Raw genomic sequence first — 21,694 nt, forward strand, 5'->3', positions numbered from 1 at the left:
GGCCTGCCGCCCGGCGGCCCGCCAATACGACGGCACGCGCCCCACCGCCGCCTTATGGGAATCCTGCATGCTCGCCAGCCAGCTTCGCGAACAACTCGTCGGCGCGTGGCGCCTCGTGTCCTACGAAGTCCGCCCCTGTGACGGCAGCGCGGCCGCCTATCCGCTCGGTCGCGACGTGCGCGGCTGGCTCCTCTATACGCGGGACGGCTACATGTCCGCCCAGCTGATGGCCGCCGGCCGGCCGCCCTACGCGATCGGCGACCCGCACCACGGCGCCGACGACGCGTGCGCGGCGGCCGCGCGCGGCTACCTCGCCTATTCGGGCCCCTTTCAGGTCGCCGACGACGGCATGCTGACTCACGAAATGGACGTCAGCCTGTTCCCGAACTGGGTCGGCAACATCCAGCAGCGGATCGCCGTGCTCGACGGCGATCGCCTCCAACTCGGCCCCGCGGCACCGGTCCGGATCGACGGGCGGGAAGTCGAAGTCGTGCTGCTCTGGGTGCGCGCGGGCCGCTGACGCCCGTCACTTGCCGGCTTTCGCCGCCGCCCGCTGTGCCGCCTTCGCATTCATCTGACCGAACAGCTCCGAGCACGGCACGTCGCGGTTGTTGCTCGGCGCGATCAACGGAATCAAGGCCGCGAACGGGTTGATCAGCCCGAGGCCGACCATTGCGCCGGCGCGCAGCGCGAGCGCCCCCGCATCGACGCCGACGTCCGGGTTCTTGAACGTGCCCTTCGCGTACAGCGGCGAGCGCAGCGAGAAGATCCGGAAACCCTTCGTGTGCGGATGGATCTTCAGGTTCAGCGTTTCGTCGCGCAGGCTGATCGGGCCGTCGACGTTGATCAGCGCGTCGTCCGTATCGAGCGCGAACACCTTCGGGTCGAGAATGCCGTTGGTCGCGACGAAGTCGATCGCCGCGCAGTTGATCTTCACGTCGTTGTTGCCGAACAGCTTCTCGTAGACGACGTTCGCGACGTTCAGCCCCGCCGCTTCCATCAGCAGGCGGCTGATGCGGCCATCCGTCACGAGCGCCTTCACCTCGCCGGTCGACGTCGCAGCCAGCGCGGCCGGCGAGTTGCCGGTCGCCGACAGCGACGCATCGCCGTTGATCTCGCCGAGCGCCGACTGCATGACCTTCTGCGCCGGGAACAACTGCTTGAGCTTCAGGTGCCGCGCCGCCACCGTGAAGCGGCCCTTCAGCGGCGCACCGCTGCCGTCGAGATGCGCGGTCGTCGCGAGCGTGCCGCCCGCGACGCCGAACTGCAATGGCTCGAGCGACAACACGCCGTCCGTCATCACGATGTGCGTGTACAGGTTGGTGATCGGCAGGTCCGAACTCTTGACCAGCTTGCGACCGGTGAACTTGACGTCCGCGTCGAGCGCGCGCCAGCGGTCCGTGCGGAACGTCTCGACCGGCAGCACGCGGCCCGCCGGCTGTTTCGTCGTGTCGCCGCGCTTGGCCTTGCTCGCGGCCGTATCCGCGCCGATCACCGGGGCGAGATCGGAGAATTGCAGCAGGTTCGACACGAGCTCGCCCGACAGCTTCGGTCGCGGCTCGCGCTGCTCGTAGGTGAGCGTACCGCCGAGATCGCTGCCGCCGACGCGACCGTTGAAGTTCTCGTACCGGAAGGTGCTGGCCTTCCGCTTGAAGTTGCCGATCAGCCGCCCTTCGGTGGCGTAAGGCGGCGTATCGGGCAGCGTGATGCCGGTCAGCTGGTAAAGGTGCGACATCGACGTGCCCTGCAGCCACAGTCGCAGGTTGATGGCCGCGAGATGCCTCGGATCGGTCAGCGTGCCGACGATCGCAAGCCGCGTGTCGCCGGCCTTCACGTCGGCCTGCAACGGGAACGGCCGCGACGCGTCCTGGATCGCGAGCACGCCGCCCAGCTTTCCGGTGCCGCTGATCGGCACGTTCTTGTAGCGGCCGTCGACCTTCAGCCCGAACGCATAGGTCGGGCCGGACGGCTTCGCGGGCGCTGCAACGCTGCTTGCGCCGCTTGCACCAGACGCGGCAACAGCAACCGATGCCGAGGAGGTAGACGAAGAAGCTGAAGCCGACACCACGGCAGACCCGGCCGAAACACCGGTGGCCGACGCCGCACTCGCGGCCTGCGCCGCAGAAGCGCTCGACGCGGCCTCCGCGTTGGCCTTCGCGCTCAACTGCGCGGCGCCATGCTTGCCGACACGCTGCGCCGATGCCGCGCGCGATGTCTGCTCCTGCTCCTTCAGCACGTCGCCGAGCGGAATCGGCTGCCCGAGCGTATCGATCGCGACGGTCAGGTCGGCCTTCGTGATCGCGTCGCGGTACGTGACCGTGCCCTTCGCGAAGCCGAAGCTGTCGAGCCGCACCTTCCACGGCGACGGCTGCGACGATTGCTTGAACTGGAAGGTCCATGTGTTGCGGCCGTCGGCAAGCCGCTCGAGGTCGACGGCCGGATTCACGACGTCGATCGACGGAATCACGATTTCATGCGCGAGCAGCGGCAGGATCGCGAGATCGAAGTGCGCGGCGTCGAGCGTGACGAACTTGGGCAATTTCGCCCAGTCGGGGTTGCCGATCTCGAGCTGCGTGGCCGTAAAGCTCGGCCAGGGCACCCATGCGCGCCAGCCGGTTTCGCCGTCGGGGCGGCGCCAGCCGACCTTCAGGTCGCCGTTGATCGCGAACGGGCGGCCGAGTGCGGCTGTGACCTGCTCGTTGACCCACGGCTTCGCGCGGTTCCAGTCGAAGATAAAGAGAAAGACGCCGGCCGCCGCGATGAGCACCGCGACGATACCGACGATCCATGCAGCCGATTTGCCGATGGCTCGGGCTAGCGTCATGGCGGTTCCGTTGTTGTTCTGAAATGTTGCCGCGCCATGCCGGGCCGCTTGCGTGGACGAACGGCGCACGACACCCGCGGCTTTTCAATCGGTATTATGACGCACGCCATGGTGACGTTTCGGCGCCATTAACGCTTTTTTTCATTTGTGACATGACAGCCCCCACCGGCCTCATCGATGCAGCACGCATCACGCGGCGCGATGCCAGCAGCGGCAAGACCCTGCTCGCCCCGACCGATTTCAGCCTCGCGGCGGGTTCGCGAATTGCTATCACCGGGCCGTCCGGGTCGGGCAAGAGCGTGCTGCTGCGCGCGCTCGCGCTGCTCGATCCGCTCGACGGCGGCCACATCCTGTGGCGCGGCAAGCGGATCCGGCGCAACGCGATCCCGCGTTACCGGCGCAGCGTCGCCTATGTGCGCCAGCGCCCCGCGCAGATGGACGGCACCGTCGAATCGCAGCTGCGCTATCCGTATTCGCTCGCGATCTATCGCGACGTTGCGTTCGATCGCGCGCACGCCGAAGCGCTCGCCGCGCAGGCCGGCCGGGGTCCCGACTTTCTCGACAAGCGCGCGAGCGACCTGTCCGGCGGCGAAGCGCAGATCGCCGCGCTGCTGCGCGTGCTGCAGCTCGATCCCGACGTGCTGCTGCTCGACGAGCCGACGTCCGCGCTCGATCCCGAATCGGCGCGCGCGATCGAGGCGCTCGTCGGCGCGTGGTTCGACGCCGCGCCCGACGCCCGCGCGTACATGTGGATCTCGCACGATCCGGCCCAGGCCGCACGGATCGGCACGATGCGGCTCGTGATGCAGGCCGGCGTGATGCACGTGGCCAACCCGACGGAGGCAACACAATGAGCCCCGCCCTGCAGGACCTGAGCCTCGTCGACGTCGGCATCGCCGCCGCGCTGGTCGCGGTCAACGGCGCGATCTCGATGGCCCTGTCGCTCGGCCTCGGCCGCAAGCTCGCGCTCGCGGCCGTGCGCACCGTCGTGCAGTTGCTCGCGATCGGCTACGTGCTCGGCTGGGTATTCGGTCATCCTCACTGGTACGTCGTACTGCCGCTCACCGCGCTGATGACGCTGATCGCCGGGCTCGCCGGCGCGGGACGCGGCAAGCGCACGTATCGCGGCCAGCGCATCGACAGCATCGCGTCGATCTGGTTCAGCAGCTGGTTCGTCGCGGCGGTCGGCCTGTTCGTCGTGATCCGCATCCATCCGTGGTACGCGCCGCAATACGCGATTCCGATCCTCGGGATGATTCTCGGCAATACGCTCACGGGCGTGTCGCTCGGCGTCGAGCGGATGATGGAGGAACTCACGGCGCGCCGCGACCGCGTCGAGACCGCACTCGCGCTCGGCGCGACGCGCTGGGAAGCCGCGCAGGACGCCGCGCGCCAGGCCGTGCGCGCCGGCATGCTGCCGACGCTGAACCAGATGGCCGTCGTCGGCGTCGTGAGCCTGCCGGGGATGATGACGGGCCAGGTGCTGGCCGGGCAATCACCGCTGCAGGCCGTGCGCTACCAGATCGTGATCATGTTCCTGATCGCCGCGGCCTCCGCGCTCGGCACGGTCGGCGCGGTGCTGATGACCTATCGCCGGCTGTTCTCGGCGGATCACCGCTTTCTCGCGGCGCGGCTCGAAGAACGCGCGCACTGACACGCGGCGCCATCGCGCGATGCGTTCGCGCGGTTCGCAGTCAGCGCGCGCTGCGGCGCTTGCCGATCGCCTGCCGCAACGCGGCTGCGATGTCCGCGTCCGGCGCGAGCCCGTCGACCGACGCGACGAGCCTTACCGCACGCGATGTCGTCACATAGGCCTGCGCGCCGACATAGCCGCCGCTGCCGGCCGAGCGCGTCGTCACGACGAGCGCCTGCGGCGCACGTGCACCGAGGTCGGCCGTGAATGCATCGGTGACCGTACCATCACGCGCATGCAGCGCGCCCGTCACGTAATCGTCGGTATCGAAGCCGGGGGCGGCATGCGCGGTCGAATACACGCGCACCGCGTAGCTGCCGGTCGAGCACGGTTCGAGCGCGCCGCTCGACACGACCGCCACCTGCTGCCGCGACGGCAGCTCGACTTTCTTCACGAAACCGCAATCGTCGGCCGCGTGCGCGGGCGCAGCGACGAACGCAAGGGCACACAACAGCGCGCGCATTCGGTATTTCATCGGATGTCATGACAGGAAGGTGATGATGCGGGCGAGCATAGCGTGACATTCGCATGGCGTCATGCGGGTCGCTTTGCGACGCTGTCGCACGGCGAACGCTGCCATGCCGTTGAAGCAGGTCGCGAGAAAGCATTGTGACGGCGACACGAAACGGTCACGTGTCGCCGCGTGGTATTGCAGCAAGTCGAATCCGTTGCGCGCGCACCGGCTCCGACGCCGGGCAGCCCGCGCCGTTCAACGCTTGATCGACACCGTCACCTTCGAGCCATCGCTCATCGTGACGGACTTCGACCCGCCGTTGGTCGAGATCGACACCCACTTCACCTGGCTCACCGACACGACGTCCGGACACTGCAGCGACTTGCCACCGGCCGTCACGTTGCGCGTGCCTTTCGGCGCGGCCGCCTGGAAGCTCAACTGCACGTTGGCGATCCCCTTCGCGTCGATCGACGGCGCGAGCCGCACCTGGGTCTGGCGCACCATCGCGCCGTTCTCGTCGCGCGGCAGGTTCTCGGCGTTCGGGCAACCTTCCGGCATCGCGACCGCCCCGCTCGGCGGCACCGACTTCCAGTTGAAGTCGTCCGTCTCGCCCGAGCGGATCTTGCGGGTCTCCTGCGTATTGCCGAAGCTCTTCGAGTCGACCTTGACGGTGTATTCGAGCTGTCCGGTACCGCCGCCCTTCAGGCTGCCCTTGACCGGCGGCGCCGCGAATACGCTCGCGCTGACGCACGCCGCCGCGAACACGACCGACCACGTTGCGGCGACTGACAAGCTACGTTGGCTCATGCTGACCTCCTTGGTATGCGGCGGCACGCGCGTGCCGCGCGGTTTTCGATGCATGATGCGCTGCCAGTCTACCGCCAAGCGGCATGCAGTGCGCCGCAAACGCATCGGGTGTTACCCCGCTTGCGTTCGCGGCGCCGCAACCTTACGCGCGACGCCGGCTCAGAAGCCGCTCAGCACGAGCTTGCCGATCGAACGCCCGGCCTCAAGCAACTGGTGCGCGCGCCGCACGTTCGCCGCGTTGATCGTGCCAAGCTGCTCGCCGAGCGTCGTGCGCAGCGTGCCGCCGTCGACGAGCCGCGCGACTTCGCCGAGGATCCGGTGCTGCTCGATCATGTCCGGCGTCTCGAACATGGCACGCGTGAACATGAATTCCCAGTGAAACGCCGCGCTCTTCGCCTTCAGCAGTTCGACCGGCACCGGCTTGTCGTTCTCGACGATCGTGCAAATGCCGCCCTGCGGCCGGATGACCTCCGCAGCGGCCGGAAAGTGACGATCCGTGTCGTTGAAGATCAGCACGTAGTCGACGTTCGGATGCCCGGCCTCGCGCAGCTGCGCGGGCAGGTCGCCGAAATGGTCGACCACCGCGTCCGCACCCAGCGAGCGCACCCACTCGGCCGACGCCGGCCGGGATGCCGTTGCGATCACGTGCAGCTTGCCGAGCGCCTTCGCGAGCTGGATCGCGATCGAACCCACGCCACCCGCGCCGCCGATGATCAGCACCGACTTGCCGGCGTCCGCGCCCTGCGGCGATACACGCAGCCGGTCGAACAGTGCCTCCCATGCGGTCAGCGCGGTGAGCGGCAGCGCGGCGGATGCGGCGAAATCGAGCGTGCGCGGCTTCAGCGCGGCGATCCGCTCGTCGACCGCATGGAATTCGCTGTTCGCACCCGGCCGCGTGATGCTGCCCGCGTAGAACACTTCGTCGCCGGGCCGGAACAGCGTGACGTCGGCGCCGACCGCGACCACCGTGCCGGCCGCATCCCAGCCGAGCACGCGCGGCGTGTCCTCGACCTGCGGCTTCGGCGCGCGCACCTTGGTGTCCACCGGGTTCACGGAAATCGCCTCGACCTTCACGAGCAGGTCGCGCGGGCCCGGCACGGGCTGCGGCAGCTCCACGTCGAGCAGCGCTTGCGGGTCGTCGATCGGCAGATAACGGGTCAGTCCAACGGCTTTCATCACGACACTCCTTCAAGGAAACCTGTGGGCCGCGGCGCAGCCCCATGAACATCATCGTAGGCAACCCGATCATTCGAGAAAAGCGCTATATTTCCTGAAACATTTTCAGGAATTTCAGAATAATGGCCTCCGATCCGATTCCGGCCCCCGACAAGCCGCTCGACCTGCTCGACGTCGCGCTGTTCGTGCGCGCGGCGCTGCTCGCGAACGTCACGGCGGCCGGGCGCGAGTTCGGCGTGTCGGCCGCGGTCGCGAGCGCGCGCATCGCGCAGCTCGAACGCCAGCTCGGCGCACGGCTGCTGCACCGCACCACGCGCCGCATCAGCCTCACGCAGGACGGCGAAGTCTTCATGGCGCACGCCGACATGCTGCTGTCGGCCGCCGATGCCGCGCGCGCATCGGTCGGCCACGGCCGCACCGAGCCGTACGGGCGGCTGAAGGTGTCGATGTCGTCGTCGTTCGGCCGCCAGCATGTCGCGCCGGTGATTCCCGCGTTCCTGCGCCGCTATCCGTCCGTGTCGCTCGACCTGCGGCTGTCGGACGAGATCGTCGACCTCGTCGACGACGGCTACGACGTCGCGATCCGCCTCGGCGCGCTGAAGGATTCGACGCTCGTCGCGCGCAAGCTCGCTACGAACCGTCGCGTGCTGTGCTGCTCGCCCGCGTATCTCGCCGAACACGGCACGCCGCGCCATCCGGCCGACCTCGCGCAGCACGAGTGCGTGATCCTCGGCGACCAGCGCGACTGGTCGTTCGCCACGCCGCAAGGCCCGCTCACCGTGCGGGTCGGCGGCCGGCTTGTCGCGAGCAACGGCGAGGCGATCCGCGAAGCGCTCGTCGACGGCTTCGGGATCGCGATCAAGTCGACCTGGGACGTCGGCCCGCTGCTCGCGAGCGGCGCGCTCGTCACGGTGCTCGACGACTATCCGTTCGCGGAAGACATCGCGATCTGGGCTGTCTACCCGAGCCGCGCGCACGTTCCGCTGAAGACGCTCGCCTTCATCACGTTCCTGGCCGAGCATTTCGGCGATCCGCCGTACTGGGATCGCGCGGACGGGCAATGACCGCGGTGCCGCGCACGCTTTCGATCCGCCCCCGCCGCCGCGTGCGGCCAACCGGCTACAATGGCGCGTTCGCCACGCAAGGGCCCGACGCCGGACGGGGCCCGCATCGGCAGGCGGCTGCCCGTTGGCCGCACACGCATTTCATTCGCTTCCCAACCATCCCGTCATGACCCACAACCTCGTCATCCAGAGTCTTGCGCCGCTGTCGGACGCCCATCACAAACCGCTGCTCGCGCTGTCGCGCGGCACCCGCATCGTGCAGACCGACGATCATGCGCTGCGGATCGACAACGCGAACCCCGCGCAACGCGTCGACATCGATGCTTACTGCGGCACGCACGCGCTCGACTTCGCGTTCGTCGAGGCCGGCCTCTCGCTCGGCGATTTCGGGCTCGCCGTGATGGACATGGATTCGACGCTGATCACGATCGAGTGCATCGACGAGATCGCCGATTTCTGCGGGCTGAAAACGCAGGTCGCGGAGATAACCGAAGCGTCGATGCGCGGCGAGATCCGCGACTTCAACGAAAGCCTCACGCGCCGTGTCGCGCTGCTCGCCGGGCTCGACGCGCACGCGCTCGAACGCGTGTACGAGGAACGGCTGCAACTGTCGCCGGGCGCCGAGAAGATGCTCGCCGGCGTGAAGGCTGCCGGCATGAAGACGCTGCTCGTATCGGGCGGCTTCACGTTCTTCACCGAACGGCTGAAGGCCCGCCTCGGCCTCGACTACGCGCATGCGAACACGCTCGAGATCGTCGACGGCAAGCTGACCGGCAAGGTGCTCGGCGAGATCGTCAACGCCGACGTGAAGGCGCGCCTGCTGCGCGAGACGTGCGCGTCGCTCGGCCTGGAGCCGAGCCGCGCGATCGCGATGGGCGACGGCTCGAACGACCTGAAGATGATGGCCGAAGCCGGGCTGTCAGTCGCGTACCACGCGAAGCCCGTCGTGCGCGATGCGGCGACGGTCGCGTTCGATCACGTCGGCCTCGACGGGCTGCTGCGGTTGTTCTGATCCCGCGGAATCCGAAATGAAAAACGCCGGCGCGATGCAACATCGCGCCGGCGTTTTGTTTTTCTGCCGAAAGTGGGCGGCTGGTGATCAGCCCAGCGCAGCCTGCATCGCGCGCTCGATGTCCGCGCGCAGGTCGCCCTCGTCTTCCAGGCCGACGTAGAAACGCACCAGCGTGCCGCGATGCGCCCAGTCCGGACGCATCGACGCGACGTCGTAAGGCATCGCGAGGCTGCACGCGCCGCCCCAGCTCCAGCCGATCGCGAACAGCTCGAGCGACTCGACGAAGCGGTCGACCTGCTCCGCACTGTAGCGTTCGTCGAACACCACCGAGAACAACCCGCCCGCGCCGGTGAAATCGCGCATGAACGACGCGTGCCCCGGGCAATCGGCGATCTGCGGGTGCAATACCGCCGCGATCTCCGGCCGCGCCTTCAACCATTGCGCGAGCGCAAGCGCGCTCTTGCTGTGCGCGTCGAAACGCACCTGCATGCTCGGCAGGCTGCGCAGCACGAGCGAGCAATCGTCGACCGACACGCCGACGCCGCAGCGCATCCGCGCGAGCTTCAGTTGCGCATGCAGCGCCGCGTTCGCGGTGATCGTCGCCCCCATCAGCACGTCGCTGCCGCCCGACTGGTACTTGGTCAGCGCCTGCACCGAGATGTCGACGCCGTGTTCGAACGGCTTGAACGCGAGCCCGGCCGAAAAGGTGTTGTCGATCGCGGTAACGATGCCGCGCGCCTTCGCGGCCGCCGTGATCGCCTGCACGTCCGGCACTTCCATCGTCACCGAGCCGGGCGCCTCGATCCAGATCAGCCGTGTGTTCGGCTGGATCAGGTCGGCGATGCCGGCGCCGATCAGCGGATCGTAGAAGCGCGCGGTGATGCCGAAATCCTTCGCGAGCCAGTTGCCGAAATCGGCGTTCGGCCCGTACACGTTGTGCGGAATCAGCACGTCGTCGCCGGCTTTCACGATCCCGAAGTAGACGTTCATGATCGCCGCGAGACCCGACGGCTGCAGCAGCGCATGCGTACCGCCCTCGATCTCGGCGAGCCGCTGCGCGAGCGCAAGCGACGTCGGCGTCGCATGCAGGCCGTAGCGCCACTGGTTGTCGTTGTGCCAGACGAGCGCACGCATCGTCGCGAGATCGGGAAACACGACCGTCGACGCGCGCGCGACCGGCGGCACGAACGAACGGAAGCCTTCCGGGATCACGTCGTCGGGTTGAACGATGCGGGTTTGCAGTGCGCGCTTGGGAGTGGATGCAGTCATGACTGGAAGCCGGGCACGAGGCCGTTCGGTTGCGGAATATGCAGCTAGATTAGCCAAAATCGGCGCAATTGGCCCGGTACAATGCGCGCCGCGCGCACCGAGCCAGCGTGGGTTCAGTCGTCGGTGCGCAGGTTGACGACGCCGCCCACCGTCTCGATTTCCTGCACGCGGCCGTCGCGCACCTGCAGCGCCGCGCGCTTGCCCGGCGCGTGACGCAGCACGACGGGCTGCGGATCCGACTCGTCCGAATTCATCCGGTCGGCCTTCAGGTCCCCCGTCGCGTCGAAGCGGCCGATCCACACGCCCGTGATGTTCGTGCCGTCGTTCGATTCCTCGATTTCGAGCGTGTCGCCGTCGCGATCGCCCGCGAGCAGCACGACCTCGCCCGTATCGGCGAACTGGTATTCGCCGTGCACGCCTTCCTCGTCCGTCTTCGGGCCGAGATGCACGACGATCGGCCGGTCACCGAGCGTGCCTTCGTAGCGCGGCAGGCGGGCGAACTCGGGATTCGGCTTCAGCGGCCGCGCCATTGCCGGTTCATCCTGCTGCACGCCCGGCGCGACGGCCTGCGCCGCGGAGACGCCCGGCATCACCATGCCCGCCGCCAGCGCGCCCGCGACGACGAGCGCCCGTTGCCATTGCGAATATCGACCCACCGTGTGTTGCTCCTTGCTTCAGATTCGCTCGAAAACCGCGGAAACCGCGGCGATGCCGTGCCCGCCCTGCAGTGCCGTGGCCGGCGTGCGCATGCCGCATCAGCCTTGCATCAGGCGCTCCACCGCATCGCGGTGCGGAATCGGCGCGACCGCGCCGTAGCCCGTTGTCGACAGCGCCGCCGCGGCGTTCGCATAACGCGCCGCCACGAACGGATCGTCGCCCGCGACGATCCGCGCGACGAAGGCGCCGCCGAAGCAGTCGCCCGCACCCGTCGCATCGACGGCTTCGACCGTGAAGCCCGGCACGACGCGCCGCTCGTTCGGCGTCGCCACGTAAGCGCCTTCCTTGCCGAGCTTCAACGCGACGACCTGCGGCCCGTGTTCGAGCATCGCATCGACGATCGCATCGCGATCGTTCGCGCCCGTGAGCGCCGTCACGTCGCCCCAGCTGGGCAGGCAGATGTCCGTCTGGCGCAGCGCCTCGCGCATCACCGCGCGAGCCCGCGGCAACGGCCACAGCTTCAGGCGCAGGTTCGTATCGAAGCTGACCTTCGCGCCGTTGCGGCGAGCGTGGTCGATCGCCGCGAATGCGGCGTCGCACGCGGCCGTGCTGATCGCGAGGCTGATGCCCGACAGGTGCACGGCTTTCGCCGCGGCCAGTGCATCGAGCGGCAGGTCCCCCGTTGCGTAACGGCTCGCCGCCGAGCCCGCGCGCAGGTAGTCGAACTGGTGACCGTCGGCGCCGTGCGTGACGAAGTACACGCCGGTCGGCGCCGCGCGGTCGATCCGCACGTACGTCGTGTCGACGCGTTCCGCGCGCCACATATCGGCCAGCAGGCGGCCGAACGGATCGTCGCCGATCGCCGACACGAAGCCCGTCGACGCGCCCTGGCGCGCCGCGGCGATGCAGAAGTTCGACGTGTCGCCACCGAAACCCTGCAGGAATTCAGGCCGGCCCGGCTGCGACTGGTTGAATTCGATCATCGCCTCGCCGAGCGCGAGGATCTCCGGGAATGCCGCGGTCATCGCTTATACCTCGCCCCACAGATCGTGGCCGTCGGCGCCCGTGATCTTCACGGACACGAAATCGCCGACCTTGTAGCGCTTCGATGCCTTCGCCGCCGGCTCGACATAGACGACGCCGTCGATCTCCGGCGCATCAGCCGCCGTGCGGCCGATCCCGCCTTCCTCGCTCACTTCGTCGATCAGCACCTTGAGGGTCTTGCCGACCTTGCGCTGGATGCGATTCGCCGACACTTCCTCGGCGACTTCCATGAAGCGCGCGCGGCGTTCCTCGCGGACTTCATCCGGCAGCGCGCCGTCGAGTTCGTTCGCGGTCGCGCCTTCGACCGGCGAGTAGGCAAAGCAGCCGACGCGATCGAGTTCCGCCTCGCGGATGAAGTCGAGCAGCGTTTCGAACTGCTCTTCCGTCTCGCCGGGGAAGCCTGCAATGAACGTGCTGCGGATCGTCAGGTCCGGACAGATCTCGCGCCACTTCTGCACGCGCTCGAGCACCTTCTCGGCGTTCGCCGGACGCTTCATGCGCTTCAGCACTTCCGGGTGCGCATGCTGGAACGGCACGTCGAGGTACGGCAGCACGTGGCCCTTGAACGGGCCTTCGGCCATCAGCGGAATCACTTCGTCGACGCTCGGGTACGGATACACGTAGTGCAGGCGCACCCATGCGCCGTACTGCGCGGCGAGTTCGCCGAGCGCGGCGACCAGGTCGGTCATGCGCGTCTTGATCGGCTTGCCGTTCCAGAAGCCCGTGCGGTACTTCACGTCGACGCCGTACGCGCTCGTGTCCTGCGAGATCACGAGCAGTTCCTTCACGCCCGACTTGAACAGGTTCTCGGCTTCCAGCATCACTTCCGCGACCGGACGCGACACGAGGTCGCCGCGCATCGACGGGATGATGCAGAACGTGCAGCGGTGGTTGCAGCCTTCGGAGATCTTCAGGTACGCGTAGTGGCGCGGCGTGAGCTTGATGCCGGCGGCGGGCACGAGATCGGTGAACGGGTCGTGCGGCTTCGGCAGGTGCGAATGCACGGCCTGCATCACTTCGCCCACCGCGTGCGGGCCGGTGACGGCGAGCACCTTCGGGTGGACTTCCTCGATCAGGTTCGACCCGCTGGCGCTCGACTTCGCGCCGAGACAGCCGGTGACGATCACCTTGCCGTTCTCGGTCAGCGCTTCGCCGATCGCGTCGAGGCTTTCCTGCACGGCTTCGTCGATGAAGCCGCAGGTGTTCACGACGACGAGGTCGGCACCGTCGTAGGTGCCGGAGATTTCATAACCTTCGGCGCGCAGTTGCGTGATGATCTGTTCGGAGTCGACGAGCGCCTTCGGGCACCCGAGGGATACGAACCCTACTTTGGGGGATTGGGACATCTGGAATGTGGGGGCGTGGCAGCAAAAGCGTGAGTTTACAGCCATTTAGGGGTGGCGAGGCAAAACAGGCAATCGGCGGCGGCATAGACCGTCGAATCGGATGCACGACGCGCCGGGGGGCCGTCATGCGATGGCTGCCTGATGCGTCCCTTTCTCTTTGAAACAGTGCATTGCCGCGCGACCCGCTCACGCGATGTCCGAAACCGACGCATTTGAAGCGCTGACGGCGCCGCGCTTCCTCTGATCGCGGTGAGACGCTCGATCGAGCGGAAGGCAAGGCGCACCTGCATTCACGATCTTTCATGGCCGGGTCCTGCGGACGAGTGCGCCGGTTCTGTCCCAAACATTCGAACTCGTCTCATTTCACGATAATGGGGCGCAAAGTAGCATCGCGCATGAGTCTCCCTGCCCCGGCTGCATTGCCGCATGGGGTCGAATCTGACTCATCAGCTCTTCCGCGTTCATCCGGCCTACACAAAAGGACGCTACATGTCAGTACGACGTTTGATATGCACCTGGCTCTCGCTGTGCCCGTTGATTGCAGGCACGGCGATGGCCCAACCCGTCGAGGTACCGGGCTTTACCCACGTGCGCTCCCTGGGTGGCATCGACGAATACCGTCTGGATGCCAACGGCCTTACCGTGCTTGCCGTGCCCGATTCCGCTGCGACGGTGGTCAGTTTCCAGGTGTTGTACCAGGTGGGTTCACGCAACGAAGCCGCGGGCACGACCGGCGACACTCACCTGCTCGAGCACCTGATGTTCAAGGGCAGCCGGCACTACAACAAGGCGCTCGGCAATTCACTGAACAGCTACATGGAGCGAGTGGGCGCGACCTTCAACGCCACCACTTCGATGGACCGCACCAACTACTTCGGCACGCTCGGGCGCGATGCGCTGGAAGGCTACATCGCGATCGAGGCCGACCGCATGCGCAACCTCCTGCTGCGCCCGGAAGACCTGGCCAGCGAAATGACGGTGGTACGCAACGAGTACGAGCGAGGCGAGAACAGTCCTTTCACCGCCTTGTTCCAGCAGGTCATGGCCACGGCTTACCAGGCACACCCCTACCACCATCCGACCATCGGCTGGCGTAGCGACATCGAGCATGCGAGCGTGGACAAGCTGCGCCGTTTCTACGACACCTTCTACTGGCCGGACAACGCCACCGTCATCCTGGTCGGCGATTTCCGGCCGGACCAGGCGTTGGGGTGGGTCAGGCAGTATTACGGCGGCATCCCGCGCGCGCCCAAGGCCATTCCCGCTGTCACGACCGAAGAGCCGCCGCAGCAGGGGTCACGAAGGCTGGTGCTCAAACGCGCGGGCGCAACGGGCAATCTGATCATCGCCTTCAAGGGGCCGCGCGCGCTCGACCCCGATGCGGCTGCGTTGACCGTACTGGGCCTGGTATTGAGCCAGGGCAAGAGCAGCCGGCTGTATCGCGCACTGGTCGACACCACGGTTGCCACGCAAGCCGGCGCCGGCTTCCATGCGCTGCGCGATCCCGGTCCGTTCGTCGTGACGGTCAACCTGCCGCCCGACGCGAAACACGAGCAGGCCGAGAAAATCGCCTGGACCGAACTGGAGCGGATCAAGACCGAGGGCGTTACTCGCGAGGATATCCAGCGGGTGCTGGGCCCTTACCGGGCCGATCAGGTCTACCAGCGTGACGGCGTCCGCTCGACGTCCGCCCGCTTGGGCAACGCGGTCTCGCTGGGCGACTGGACACGGTTCGTCACCGAGCTTGGAGAACTGGAAAAGGTGACGCCCGCCGATGTGCAGCGCGTCGCCCGCAAGTACCTCATTGAAAACCAGAGCACCACCGGCTGGTTCGTCCCGGAGAAATCTTCATGAAGCATGTTCGTTTCAACCATCTGCGGACGTGGTTCGTGTGGTTCGCCGTGCTATGCCTGCCTGTTGCGGCTCAGGCAGGCATAGCCGACCGCGTCGTGCGCTCCCAGGCCGGCAGCATCACGCTATTGACCTATTCGATGTCGCCGCAGGAAATGGTGTCCCTTACCGGGGTGATGCCCCTGGGCGATGCCGACACGGCCAGCAAGGCGGCCAATCCCGCCGTGCCGTTGCTGACGGGCATGTTGCTGCAGGAGGGCAGCACCCGTCGCGACAAGGTGGCGATTTCCGCGCTGCTGGAAAGCCTGGGCGCTCAGTTGTCGTTCCAGACCGACGGCGGCTATGTCGGCATACACGGCCAAAGCCTGACCAAGGATTTGCCGACGCTGATCGACCTGATGGCCGAGCAGTTGCGCCTGCCGGCCTTCAAGCCGGAGGAGCTGGCCAAGGCCAAGAGCCGGCTGGAGGCCGCGGTCCGTAACACCGGAGAAAACCCGTCGGCTCGGGCCAGCGAGGCGCTGAATCGGTCCATTTACCCCGATGCCCACCTCAACGCACCGGTGCCGCGCGAACGGATGCTCGAAGCGATCGCCGCTGCTACGCTGGACGACATCAAGGCCTTTCATCAAGCCTATTACGGGCCCGCCCACATGACGCTGGTCGTGGTCGGCGGCGCGGACCCTCGCCGCCTGCAGTCCATGGTGACCGAAGCCTTCGCGGGCTGGAGCGGGGGCCGGGCACTCGCGCGACATGGCCCGCCACGCAAAGCAAGCCGGCCCGACACGCAGCGCATCGCCATGAGGGACAAGGAATCCATCAGCGTGATGCTGGGTCAGGCCATCGACCTGCGCGCCAACGATGTCGACTATCTGCCCCTCAGCGCGGCCGTCAACATCCTGGGCAACGGCTTCACCGGCCGCCTGATGGCAGCGGTCCGCGACAAGGAAGGCCTGACCTATGGCATCCGCGCCGGCCTGTCCGGGCTCTCCCTGATGGACGGCGGGTTCGTCATCACCAGCAGCTTCGCCCCGCCCCTGCTGGACAAGGGCGTCGCCAGCACGCGCCGGATTCTGGATGCCTGGTGGAAACAGGGCGTTACCCAAACGGAACTGGATGCACGCAAGGACGGCATGATCGGCCGCCATCAAGTCGCGATGGAAACCACCGGGCAGATGGCCGCCATGATCGCCCAGACGGTGCTCCAGGACCGTCCGCTGAGTGACCTGGACACCTATCCCGCGCGCGTCCGCGCGTTGACCGTCGAACAGGTCAACACCGCCATCCGCACGTACCTGGACCCCGACAAGATGACATTGGTGGAAGCAGGCACGTTTGCGGAGAAATAACCGCCGCCTCGCTTCGTTCCACTCCCCGCCCGGCTTCGGCCGGGCCGCTGCCATCGCACTGCCGCGCATCGCCAGAGGGCGGTTCGCTGCAGCGCTCGTGGGAAGCCCTCGACGCGTGCGCGCTCGAGTGAGCCGGAGCCCGGCGGGCAAGCACGGTCCGCCACCATCAGCGCACGACTATCGCCCCGGGCGCGAACTGCCATTATGCGAGAATCGGAACCTCCAACCGCTTCACTTCAGCCATGACGGGGCTCGCATGACCACCCACATTACGATCGAATTCACCGAACACGCAGCCGAAGCCATTGGCGAGCAAACCAGCACCAGCTTCTCCTACGACCAGGGCGCGCACGTACCGCAACCGGGCGACTTCGTCGAACTCGAGAATTCTCGCCAGACGTTCCTCGTGATCGGCCGCGTGTTTTCGCTCAAGGCCAACTACAGCGCCGTCAAGCTCGTGCTCGACCTCCCGCCGTCGGACGGCGAGCAGGATTTCGATCAGACGCACTGACGGACGACGAGACGCGTGACCCGTCACGCGTCCATGATCGCGGTCGCTGCCAGGCGCCCAAGCTGGGGCGCCAGGATCACGCCGGGATGCGCGACAACGGCATAAACCCCTGCAATACCCGGCAAAAATCCGTTGATCGGCGCCCCGTCGTTCGTCATCGGCCGAAGCGCCGATTTCGCGGAAAGCAGCGTGAGGGTCGGCGGCTCGGCAAACAGCGCCGAAATGTCCGAGGCCGTGCGCGCAGCGAGCGCTGCAAGCCCGCTGACTCCCTCTTCCGGTGGATCCGCGGCTGACAGCAGGCTACCCGACGGGCCGACCCGCACTTCGAGATCCTGCCCATAGAGCAAGTGGCTGATGAGACCCGGCTCGGCAGCAAACCGCATCAAGACGGCCGGCTCCTCGCGAACCGGCAACGACACACCCGGGCTCGCGGCAATGGCCACCGCGGAAGCCGCATTCGCCAGGACGACAACATCCGCCGGCACATGCCCATGCGCGGTATGCACACCGACAACGTACCCATTGCGCGTTTCGACCGCTTCGACTGCACAACCGCACCGGATCTCCGCGCCGGCCGCTTGTGCACCGGCCAGCAGCTGATGCGTCAGGTCGATCGGCTCGACCACGAAATCATCCGGTGCCCACGCGATCAACTCGGGAAGCCGTGCAAGACGCGGCTCCATCCGGGCCACCTCTCGACGCCCCAACGCTTCCATGTGCACACCCGCCGCGCGCTGCGCGTCGATCAGGGCAGCGGTCTGCGCATCCGAATCCAGCCAGACAAGTGCCCCGCGCATCGTCACCGGCAACGGGCCCAGCTCACGCTCGAGCCGGGCGAACTCCGGGAGCGCTCCGAGCATACGGGTGAAGCCGGGCGGGTTTTCAGAAGGAAGCGCGCTGCCGGTACCCACCCAGCCGAACGACCAGTGAGTCGCGCCGCCCGCGGGCACCGCCTGCTGTTCCAGCAGCGTGACCTGTGCGCCCGATCGCGCAAGATGCCATGCGGTGGAAGCACCGACGATGCCACCACCGATCACGACGACGCGCAGCAGGTTGTGTCCCATGAGTGACATTCGGAAGTTGCGGGGTTCCGACTATACCGTCCGCCCCGCTTCACCGCTGTGCGGTTGCTCGCCGCCCTCTCGCGCCCGGCATCGAAGCAGTCGCCTGATCGACATCCGCTGCGCACGACGCTCGGGCTCAAAAAAACAAAAAGCCCGCCATGGCGGGCCGTGCTCGTGCGCGGAATTGGTCACCGCATGTCCGGAAACACCGGCGCCTTCAGGCATCGATCGAACCACAAAGCATCGTCTCCATCGCCGATCGGCCACATTTCCGCATCGAGCTGCGGCAACCCGGCAACCGGCGCTGACGCGCGGTTATCGCCACCGGACGCCCCCGCACGCATCCACGCCGAGTGCACGCCACCGGTGTCGCACGCACTCCCATGGGCCTGCGCTTCGCAGTACGCAACGGGTCGCACCTTCCCGCCATCGGCCGTGCTCACCGACCGGTACTGATAGACCGCACCGGTCGCCCAGTCCTCGCTCTGGCTGCAGACCCGCGCACGATGCTGCACATGGACCGCGCCGAAACACGCATAGGAAACGTGCGCCCCGGTCGCATCGTCGGGAATGAAGTCGCAGTTTGCATCGAAACCGGTAAGCGGGCCGCCCGTGTATTTCGCGAGCCACTGGCGCTCGGCCTGCGCACGCGCGATCAACCCTCTGTTCGATTGATCGGCCAGTACGGCGGTGCGCCGATCGATTGCATTGCGCACTTCGTCGACGGCGAGCGGACGACCTTCGTAATCGGCATCGAGACGGTTGTTGCGCGCGTCGATCCAGCGGCGCTGGCTGCGCACCAGCATGTCGCGGATAGCCGTGTCCGGTGCGGCCTTCAGCGCGCCCGCGTACGCCGAATTCATCCGCGTGTCGGCGGCGCGCAGCACGGGGCTCGCGCAGATGCGCTTCTCGACCGGCTGCACGGCTTTCGCACAATCCATCGCAAAGCCAGGTACCGCGACGCCAACGCCCATCATGAACATCGAAGCAAAACCGGCCAGCCGGCCGGCCGATGCCATTCGAATCCCACGCATGCTTTCTCTCAGTCGGTTTTTTCTTGGTCGCACTGCCCCGATGCGGCATCACCCATCACGGCCTGTCGTGCCCGCGCGCCGGTAGTGCATTCGCCGAACGCAGTTGCCACGCCACACCGCGCAGCGCCGCTCATGGTACGCGTGCCTGCACGAACGCGCACCATCAGGCACGACACGCGCCGGTGTTCCTTCGCTGGTGACGGGATCTCGATCGACTGAACAACGGCCACGCACGCCCGAACCCGGCACGCGCATTCGATGCCGACGGTCATGAACGACCGTCGGCGAGAGGGTCCGGCAGGCGGCGGCCGCACATCGTCGCGCCCGAATGCACGATCGGCCGCCCCGCGCCGCACCGCTTCGCGGCACCGACGCCCGACGGGTTGCCCGCCGCGGTCGGCCTGCCGCGAAACCGCTACTTCTTTTCCGGCTCCGACGCGCCCGGCTGCTTGAACGGGAACGTGCTGAACATCGACTTCGCCTGGTTCTGCATCTGCTCCTGCATCTGCACGAACATGTTCTTCGACTGCTCGATGTAGCTGGTCATCATCCCTTGCATCATCGGCGCCTGCATGTTCATGAACTGCGACCAGACTTCCGGATTCATCGCATTGCCTTCGTACAGGTTCTTCGACTGATCCGCGAGTTTGTTCTGGATGTCGATGAAGGCCTGGATGTTCTTTTCCAGGTACGTGCCCATCATGCCCTGCATCGCATGCCCGTAGAAACGGATGATCTGCGACAGCATCGACGACGAGAACATCGGCACGCCGCCGCTTTCCTCTTCGAGGATGATCTGCAGGAGGATGCTGCGCGTCAGGTCTTCGTTGGATTTCGCATCGACGACCTTGAAGTCCTCCTGCTCCAGCACGAGTTGCTTCACGTCGGTCAGCGTAATGTACGTGCTTGTCTCGGTATCGTAGAGCCGACGGTTCGGGTACTTCTTGATGAGCCGTTCGGCCGTCTTCTTTGTAGTAGTCATGTAACGCCTTTGAGTGCAGCGTAGCGGAAGTGACGAATCCCCGCCGCCCGAATCCGGGAGGCGGGGGCCTTCGGAAAACGCCCGGCTGCGCGGCCACCCGGCCCGCGCAGCGCGGACGCTCAGCCCATGTGCAGGCCGCCGTTCAGCGAGAAGTCTGCGCCCGTGGCGAAACCTGAATCGTTCGACGCGAGCCACGCGACGATCGAACCGATTTCCTCCGGCCCGCCGAGACGCCGCACCGGGATCGTCGCGACGATCTTCTCTAGCACGTCCGGGCGGATCGCCTTCACCATGTCGGTACCGATGTAGCCCGGCGACACGGTGTTGACCGTCACGCCCTTCGTCGCGACTTCCTGTGCGAGCGACATCGTGAAGCCGTGGATGCCGGCCTTCGCGGTCGAGTAGTTGGTCTGGCCGAACTGCCCCTTCTGGCCGTTCACCGACGAAATGTTGATGATGCGGCCCCAGCCACGTTCGACCATCCCGTCGATCACCTGCTTCGTCACGTTGAACAGGCTCGTCAGGTTGGTGTCGATCACGGCGGTCCAGTCTTCGTGCGTCATCTTGCGGAACACGACGTCGCGCGTGATGCCCGCGTTGTTGACCAGCACGTCGATCTCGCCGACTTCAGCCTTGACCTTGTCGAACGCTTCCTTGGTCGAGTCCCAGTCGCCGACGTTGCCTTCCGACGCGATGAAATCGTACCCGAGCGCCTTCTGGTCCTCGAGCCATTTCACACGGCGCGGCGAGTTCGGGCCGCAACCTGCGACCACCTTGAAGCCGTCTTTCGACAGGCGCTGGCAGATGCTGGTGCCGATGCCGCCCATCCCGCCCGTTACGTACGCAATTCGCTGAGACATAAATCTCACTCCATTTTTTGGTTTCGAGAGCTGCCGGAGGCCCCCTCTGACTTCACGTGACGCCGGCCGAAGCTGCCATCGGCCGGCACACGGATTCGGTTCGCTGGTCGCGAATGGCCGGTTACGGACGGCCGGTTACGGAGGGCCGCTTACGGACGCTCGACCGCGAGCGCGACACCCATCCCGCCGCCGATACACAGCGACGCCAGCCCGCGCTTCGCGTCGCGCTTGGCCATCTCGTGCAGCAGCGTCACCAGGATCCGGCAGCCCGACGCGCCGATCGGGTGGCCGATCGCGATCGCACCACCGTTCACGTTCACCTTCGACGTGTCCCAGCCCATCTGCTTGTGCACCGCCAGCGCCTGCGCCGCGAACGCCTCGTTGATCTCCATCAGGTCCAGGTCGCCCGGCGTCCAGCCCGCGCGCTCCAGGCACCGGCGCGATGCCGGCACCGGGCCCATCCCCATCACGCTCGGATCCACGCCCGCGTTCGCGTACGCCTTGATCCGCGCCAGCGGCGTCAGGCCGAGTGCCGCCGCCTTCTGCGCCGACATCACCAGCACCGCCGCCGCGCCGTCGTTCAGCCCCGACGCGTTCGCCGCCGTCACCGAGCCGTCCTTCGAGAACGCCGGCTTCAGCCCGGCCAGCGATTCCGCCGTCACGCCGTGACGCACGAATTCGTCGGTGGCGAACTGCAGCG

The 21,694-nt window shown here is 66.9% G+C and carries 22 protein-coding genes; 8 read left to right on the plus strand and 14 right to left on the minus strand.

Annotated elements, in window-relative coordinates; translation table 11 throughout:
* The first annotated feature begins 67 nt into the window (after nucleotides 1-67).
* On the plus strand, nucleotides 68-520 hold the full coding sequence (locus F3J15_RS17980) for a lipocalin-like domain-containing protein (protein WP_089445742.1): 453 nt from the start codon (nucleotides 68-70) through the stop codon (nucleotides 518-520).
* Nucleotides 521-526: 6 nt separating this feature from the next.
* Here F3J15_RS17980 and F3J15_RS17985 read toward each other — a convergent pair whose 3' ends face one another.
* Nucleotides 527-2,824 (minus strand): AsmA family protein, encoded by a 2,298-nt coding sequence (locus F3J15_RS17985; protein ID WP_166893119.1) that lies wholly within the window; start codon nucleotides 2,822-2,824, stop codon nucleotides 527-529.
* A 152-nt stretch (nucleotides 2,825-2,976) separates the two neighbouring features.
* Here F3J15_RS17985 and F3J15_RS17990 point away from each other — a divergent pair, with 152 nt between their 5' ends.
* Nucleotides 2,977-3,678, plus strand: coding sequence for an ATP-binding cassette domain-containing protein (locus F3J15_RS17990; RefSeq protein ID WP_166893121.1), 702 nt, complete (start codon nucleotides 2,977-2,979; stop codon nucleotides 3,676-3,678).
* Nucleotides 3,675-4,478 (plus strand): iron export ABC transporter permease subunit FetB, encoded by an 804-nt coding sequence (gene fetB, locus F3J15_RS17995; RefSeq protein WP_069248077.1) that lies wholly within the window; start codon nucleotides 3,675-3,677, stop codon nucleotides 4,476-4,478. Before F3J15_RS17990 ends, fetB begins: the two co-directional genes overlap by 4 nt.
* 40 nt (nucleotides 4,479-4,518) lie before the next feature.
* On the opposite strand, the gene F3J15_RS18000 is transcribed toward fetB, so the two are convergent.
* The 3 genes from F3J15_RS18000 to F3J15_RS18010 form a co-directional block, all read right to left on the minus strand.
* On the minus strand, nucleotides 4,519-4,992 hold the full coding sequence (locus tag F3J15_RS18000; RefSeq protein WP_069248078.1) for a PliI family lysozyme inhibitor of I-type lysozyme: 474 nt from the start codon (nucleotides 4,990-4,992) through the stop codon (nucleotides 4,519-4,521).
* Nucleotides 4,993-5,226: 234 nt separating this feature from the next.
* Complete coding sequence (locus tag F3J15_RS18005) at nucleotides 5,227-5,778, minus strand: DUF6013 family protein (protein ID WP_089446084.1); 552 nt, start codon at nucleotides 5,776-5,778, stop codon at nucleotides 5,227-5,229.
* 159 nt (nucleotides 5,779-5,937) lie between these two features.
* The gene (locus F3J15_RS18010; RefSeq protein WP_166893123.1) at nucleotides 5,938-6,954 is read right to left on the minus strand and encodes a zinc-binding alcohol dehydrogenase family protein; all 1,017 of its coding nucleotides are present in this window, start codon (nucleotides 6,952-6,954) and stop codon (nucleotides 5,938-5,940) included.
* A 122-nt stretch (nucleotides 6,955-7,076) separates the two neighbouring features.
* Here F3J15_RS18010 and F3J15_RS18015 point away from each other — a divergent pair, with 122 nt between their 5' ends.
* A complete protein-coding gene (locus F3J15_RS18015) occupies nucleotides 7,077-8,018 on the plus strand; it encodes a LysR family transcriptional regulator (protein ID WP_166893125.1) in 942 nt (313 codons plus the stop codon).
* Nucleotides 8,019-8,184: 166 nt separating this feature from the next.
* Nucleotides 8,185-9,030 carry a phosphoserine phosphatase SerB gene (gene serB / locus F3J15_RS18020; protein ID WP_089445747.1) on the plus strand — a complete coding sequence of 282 codons (846 nt, stop codon included), beginning with the start codon at nucleotides 8,185-8,187 and terminating at the stop codon, nucleotides 9,028-9,030.
* An 87-nt stretch (nucleotides 9,031-9,117) separates the two neighbouring features.
* On the opposite strand, the gene F3J15_RS18025 is transcribed toward serB, so the two are convergent.
* From F3J15_RS18025 to rimO, 4 genes are all read right to left on the minus strand, one after another.
* The gene (locus F3J15_RS18025) at nucleotides 9,118-10,299 is read right to left on the minus strand and encodes a cystathionine beta-lyase (protein ID WP_069248082.1); all 1,182 of its coding nucleotides are present in this window, start codon (nucleotides 10,297-10,299) and stop codon (nucleotides 9,118-9,120) included.
* 113 nt (nucleotides 10,300-10,412) lie between these two features.
* Nucleotides 10,413-10,955 carry a hypothetical protein gene (locus F3J15_RS18030; RefSeq protein WP_089484048.1) on the minus strand — a complete coding sequence of 181 codons (543 nt, stop codon included), beginning with the start codon at nucleotides 10,953-10,955 and terminating at the stop codon, nucleotides 10,413-10,415.
* Between the two features lie 99 nt (nucleotides 10,956-11,054).
* Nucleotides 11,055-11,981, minus strand: coding sequence for a sugar kinase (locus F3J15_RS18035; protein WP_166893127.1), 927 nt, complete (start codon nucleotides 11,979-11,981; stop codon nucleotides 11,055-11,057).
* A gap of 3 nt (nucleotides 11,982-11,984) precedes the next feature.
* A complete protein-coding gene (gene rimO / locus F3J15_RS18040; RefSeq protein ID WP_027787268.1) occupies nucleotides 11,985-13,346 on the minus strand; it encodes a 30S ribosomal protein S12 methylthiotransferase RimO in 1,362 nt (453 codons plus the stop codon).
* A gap of 552 nt (nucleotides 13,347-13,898) precedes the next feature.
* On the opposite strand from rimO, the gene F3J15_RS18045 reads away from it, so the two are divergent.
* The 3 genes from F3J15_RS18045 (at nucleotide 13,899) to F3J15_RS18055 (ending at nucleotide 17,054) form a co-directional block, all read left to right on the plus strand.
* Nucleotides 13,899-15,200: a pitrilysin family protein gene (locus F3J15_RS18045; RefSeq protein WP_240159015.1), complete on the plus strand. Its 1,302-nt coding sequence runs from the start codon at nucleotides 13,899-13,901 to the stop codon at nucleotides 15,198-15,200.
* The gene (locus tag F3J15_RS18050; RefSeq protein ID WP_166893129.1) at nucleotides 15,197-16,543 is read left to right on the plus strand and encodes a pitrilysin family protein; all 1,347 of its coding nucleotides are present in this window, start codon (nucleotides 15,197-15,199) and stop codon (nucleotides 16,541-16,543) included. The genes F3J15_RS18045 and F3J15_RS18050 overlap by 4 nt, the downstream gene beginning before the upstream one ends.
* Nucleotides 16,544-16,799: 256 nt before the next feature.
* Nucleotides 16,800-17,054, plus strand: coding sequence for a hypothetical protein (locus F3J15_RS18055; protein WP_069248086.1), 255 nt, complete (start codon nucleotides 16,800-16,802; stop codon nucleotides 17,052-17,054).
* 23 nt (nucleotides 17,055-17,077) lie between these two features.
* Here the strand turns inward: F3J15_RS18055 and F3J15_RS18060 are convergent, their stop codons facing one another.
* The 6 genes from F3J15_RS18060 to F3J15_RS18085 all read right to left on the minus strand — a co-directional run.
* A complete protein-coding gene (locus tag F3J15_RS18060) occupies nucleotides 17,078-18,118 on the minus strand; it encodes an FAD-dependent oxidoreductase (protein ID WP_166893131.1) in 1,041 nt (346 codons plus the stop codon).
* 188 nt (nucleotides 18,119-18,306) lie between these two features.
* Nucleotides 18,307-19,152, minus strand: a complete 846-nt coding sequence (locus F3J15_RS18065) for a lysozyme inhibitor LprI family protein (RefSeq protein WP_166893133.1) — start codon at nucleotides 19,150-19,152, stop codon at nucleotides 18,307-18,309.
* A gap of 8 nt (nucleotides 19,153-19,160) precedes the next feature.
* Complete coding sequence (locus F3J15_RS18070) at nucleotides 19,161-19,424, minus strand: hypothetical protein (protein WP_166893135.1); 264 nt, start codon at nucleotides 19,422-19,424, stop codon at nucleotides 19,161-19,163.
* Between the two features lie 143 nt (nucleotides 19,425-19,567).
* Nucleotides 19,568-20,134, minus strand: coding sequence for a polyhydroxyalkanoate synthesis repressor PhaR (gene phaR / locus F3J15_RS18075; protein ID WP_006485265.1), 567 nt, complete (start codon nucleotides 20,132-20,134; stop codon nucleotides 19,568-19,570).
* 119 nt (nucleotides 20,135-20,253) lie between these two features.
* On the minus strand, nucleotides 20,254-20,994 hold the full coding sequence (locus F3J15_RS18080) for a 3-ketoacyl-ACP reductase (protein WP_006491801.1): 741 nt from the start codon (nucleotides 20,992-20,994) through the stop codon (nucleotides 20,254-20,256).
* 149 nt (nucleotides 20,995-21,143) lie between these two features.
* A partial coding sequence (locus F3J15_RS18085) for an acetyl-CoA C-acyltransferase (RefSeq protein ID WP_166893138.1) occupies nucleotides 21,144-21,694 on the minus strand: 551 nt, incomplete at its 5' end.

Origin of the sequence: Burkholderia sp. Ap-955 (assembly GCF_011753045.1) — a bacterium.
GTDB lineage: Bacteria > Pseudomonadota > Gammaproteobacteria > Burkholderiales > Burkholderiaceae > Burkholderia > Burkholderia lata_D.